This window comes from Micropruina sp. (assembly GCF_047607385.1).
In the GTDB taxonomy this organism is placed as follows: Bacteria; Actinomycetota; Actinomycetes; order Propionibacteriales; family Propionibacteriaceae; genus Micropruina.
This window is the reverse complement of record NZ_JASGDE010000107.1, coordinates 1-3,888: the sequence shown is the minus strand read 5'-3', so window position 1 is coordinate 3,888 and position 3,888 is coordinate 1. Positions and strand designations below refer to the sequence as shown.

The 3,888-nt window shown below is 68.0% G+C and carries 3 protein-coding genes; 1 reads left to right on the top strand and 2 read right to left on the bottom strand.

The window, feature by feature from the left end; genetic code table 11:
- Together QM582_RS09810 and QM582_RS09805 are read right to left on the bottom strand one after the other, a co-directional pair.
- Positions 1 to 555: ABC transporter transmembrane domain-containing protein (locus QM582_RS09810; RefSeq protein ID WP_415083959.1), on the bottom strand; the 555-nt coding region annotated here is incomplete at its 3' end.
- 39 nt (positions 556 to 594) lie between these two features.
- Entirely contained in the window at positions 595 to 2,493 is a 1,899-nt protein-coding gene (locus tag QM582_RS09805) for a hypothetical protein (RefSeq protein ID WP_415083957.1), read from the bottom strand.
- A 123-nt stretch (positions 2,494 to 2,616) separates the two neighbouring features.
- Here QM582_RS09805 and QM582_RS09800 point away from each other — a divergent pair, with 123 nt between their 5' ends.
- Positions 2,617 to 3,801: a hypothetical protein gene (locus QM582_RS09800; RefSeq protein ID WP_415083956.1), complete on the top strand. Its 1,185-nt coding sequence runs from the start codon at positions 2,617 to 2,619 to the stop codon at positions 3,799 to 3,801.
- The last annotated feature ends 87 nt before the right edge of the window (positions 3,802 to 3,888 follow it).

The window sequence follows — 3,888 nt, the reverse complement described above, 5'->3', positions numbered from 1 at the left end:
GACGCGCTGGGCCAGCGCCGGCACGAGCACGCCGCCGAGCAGTGCCGAGCCGAGCAGCACCAGCGCGGTGGCCGGCGAGAAGACGGCGAAGGTCGCCGAGGTGGCGACGATGACCAGGGACGCCGAGACCACCGGCACCAGGAACCGGACCACCAGGTCCTGCACCGCCTCGACGTCGGCGATCACCCGGGTCAGCAGGTCGCCGCGCCGGGTGCCGAGCAGGGTGGTGCGGGCCAGTCGCCGGTAGGTGGTCAGCCGCAGCGCGCTCTGCAGCCGCAGCGCCACGTCGTGGCCGACCAGCCGCTCCAGGTAGCGGAACAGGCCGCGGGTGATGCCGAACACCCGCACCCCGATGGCGGCCACCTGCAGGTAGAGCACCGGGGGATGTTCCGCGGCCCGGGAGAGCAGCCAGGCCGACACCGCCATCAGCGCCACCGACGAAGCGGCCGACCCGAAGGCCAGCAGGACGGCCAGGGCGGTGCGTCCGGTCGCTCCCGGCACCAGCCGGATCAGCCAACGCCAGCCGGAGCCGTCCGCCGACCGCTCCGCTGCCATGGCATCAGGATAGACGCCGGCCTAGCCTCCGCTCGCGGTTCAGCCTCCGCTGGGGCTGTAGCAGAACAGGTACATCTTGCCCTGCGCCGACCCCATCTCCCGGGCGGCGACCTGCGTCCAGTCCTTGGGCAGCCCGGTCTGGCCGCCGATGTTCATCAGGCCGCCCTCGAAGGTCACCACGGTCAGTTCGACCTCTCCCACCACGGGGTCGTAGCAGATCAGCGGCACGGAGGTCGGGGCTCCGCCCCGGCCGGGAACAATCTGTACGAAGTTCTTGCGCAGCCCCACCCAGGTGCCCATCGGGGTCACCCGACCCGCACCGTCGGAGCGGTAGATCTTCCCGCGGCCGTTCGAGGCGATGAAGGTGAGCAGATGGGTGTACTGCGGACCGCTGGCGCCGAAGGTTCCGGGAATGATCCGCGTCCAGGTGGTCGGCAGGCGTGTGTTGGATGCCAGCAGGTTCAGCGCCCCGGCACTGTCCTGACTGTAGACGTTGCACGTTCCGGTGCCGGCGTCGTAGACGGCCACGTCGCCGTTGCTGTTGTTGTCGAAGTAGCCCGCCGCCATTGCCGTCCAGGTCGTGATCCCGGTGTTGGACGTCGTGTGCTTGCTGACCTTGCCGGGGCCGTCCACCGTGAAGATCTCGATGGTTCCGTTGCTGGGATGAAGGAATGCCAGCGGCGTGTAGTCGGGGCCGGGCAGTGTCACCATGTGGCGGATTCCCGGGGTGAAGAATTTCTCGGGATAGCTGCCCAGCGTGATGAGCTTGCCGTCCTTGTCCATCCCCAGGATCTCGCCGCGCCCGGTGGCCGTGTCGTAGCAGAACAGGTCGACGTCCGGACCGCCGAAATTGCCCGCGATCACATGGCTCCAGTTGCTCGGCATGCCCTTGTTGGTGGCAATCAGCCGCAGTTTGCGGCCCTCGACCGTATACACCTCGCCCCGTCCGGTGCCCACCATCGACGGGGTGATCGGCTGGGGTGCGGGTAGGGCCGGCCAGGCCGGGTTCAGGTTCTGACGTTGGTAGTAGCCGAGCAGATCTTCGTTGGCGCCGACCGGGGTCGAGAATCGGCCGGACAGCAAGTGGCTCCAGTCCGGGAGCGGAGCGTAGCTCTGTAGGGTGAACAACTCGCCCTTCCCGTCGGTGCGGTAGATGTCCATCTGCTTCTTGTTGTTCTTGTCGGCCAGGATCACATCGGTCCACGCGTCGCCGCCGTAGTTTCCGGTGAGTAGGAACGACCAGGTCGTGCTCTGGTTCGAATGGGTTTTCAGCGGGGTCAGCTTGCCCAGCTTGTCGACGGCCTGGAACTCGATGATGCCCTCGGTCGGCTGGTAGAAGAGCAGGTCGTCGCACGGGGTCGGGCCGAAGTTGCCGGACGCCAGGAGGGTGCAGCCCTTGCGCAGCGAGGTGTGCTGCGCCGCGACGGTGAACGTGCCCTGGCCGTCGGTGACATGGAACTCGCCCAGACCGGTGGCGGCGTCGTAGCAGAACAGATCGCTCCAGGAATCGCCGCCGAACCGCCCTGCCACCAGCGACGTCCACGAGGTGCGGACCCCCGTGATCGTCTTCAGCAGGGAGAGTCGGCCACCCTGGTTCACCTGATAGATGTCGATCGTTCCGGTCGAAGGCTCGTAGAACAGAAGATCGTCATATCCGCTGCTGCACCAATTGCCGACGACGACCTGCCGGCACCATTTCCGCAGTGAGGGGTAGGTCTGGACGATGGACATCAGGTTGTTCCGCGGATCCGTCGTGTAGACATCTCCCCGGCCGTTCACCGCGTCGTAGCAGAATAGATCCATCGGGCCGCCGCAGCCGAAACCTCCGCGCACCAGGTGGGTGTACGAGTCCAGAAGGTTCTGATGAGTACGGGCGTAACTCAACTGCCCGTCCTTGTTGGCGAAGACGTCGGCCTGTGTAATTGGCGCATATGCCACGAGAACCTCCCCGATGTGGTCTCTTTAGTGAGACTAGGGACGCTACACCCCGGCCGCAGTGAGGGCAATAGCTGCAATTATCGATGGCTGGAGGTGGCCTTGCGCTGGCTAGCATTGGCTGCCATGAACCAGTCCCAGAACCCGCCGGCCGGCGGAACCCCCGAGCAGCCGGGCGGTTGGGCGCCGCAGCCCGGTGGTGCGGGCGACTGGCAGCGAGAACCCACCCAGCAACTGCCGACCGGGCAGTACCCACCCACCCAGCCGCTGCCCGCACAGGAGCCGTCCCCCGGCGGATACGGACAGAACCCGGGCTACGGGCCGAACTCGCCCTATGGGCAGGGTGCCCCGGGCCAGTACGGCCAGAATCCCGCGGGCCAGTACGGCACCCCTGGGCAGTACGGCGCAGCCAGCGGGTACGGCCAGCCGGGCGCGGGCTCCTACGGCTCCGGCGGGGCCGGTGGGCCCGGCTACGGTGCGCCGGGACAGTACGGCCCGCCAGGGCAGTACGGCCCGCCGGGTGGCGGGTTCGGTGCCCCGCCGTCCGGGGGATACGGCGCCCCGCCCCCAACCGGCGGTGGCCGCGGCCTGTGGCCGCTGATCATCGGAATCGTGTCCGGGGTGCTGGTGCTCGGCCTGGTGGGATGGTTCGTCTTCCTGCGACCGGGAGGGGGTACGGCGGTCCCGTCCCCGACGACCGTGGTGCCCAGTTCGTCGCAGCCCTCGGTCAGCAGCAGCCCGCCGGTCCTGGGCAGTCCCAGCGCGCCGCCGTCGGTGAGCAGTTCGCCGAGCACCTCCCCCAGCGGCGACCCGAGCGGCAACCCGAGTCCGCGGCCGTCCGGCACCACCACGGCGGACTGCCCCGACGACCTCAGCAAGACCCAATGCGACTGGGCGGTGTACCTGCGCAAATTCGTGGTGATCAACACCTGCCGGCTGAACGACAGCGACACCCGGCGGGACGCCTTCACCTGCACCGCCAACCCGCGCGGCCGGCTCAAGGGCACCGCGACGGTCACCATGCGGTGGGCCGACGACGCCAAGGACCTGACCGCGCTGATGAACGGCTTCTTCTCCCGCGCCGGGGTGGCCAAGAGCAAGATCGGCCGGAACTGGAAGCAGCCGCCCGCGCACACCAACTGGTGGTACACCGACACGCCCAAGAAGATCCAGGGCAAGCTCGGCTCGGCCACCGGCAAGGACGGCAGCGGCCGGGTCGCCTGGACCTTCAGCAAACAACGCTTCTTCATCGAGGCGACCTCGGACACCGACAGCGTCAAGGTGATGCTCGACTGGTGGGCCCGTACCTGAGCCCGTCCTGCCCGTACTCCCCACCCAGCGCTCGCCTAACTATTTAGCGCTCGCTGAATTCAGCGAGCGCTAAATAGTTAGGCGAGG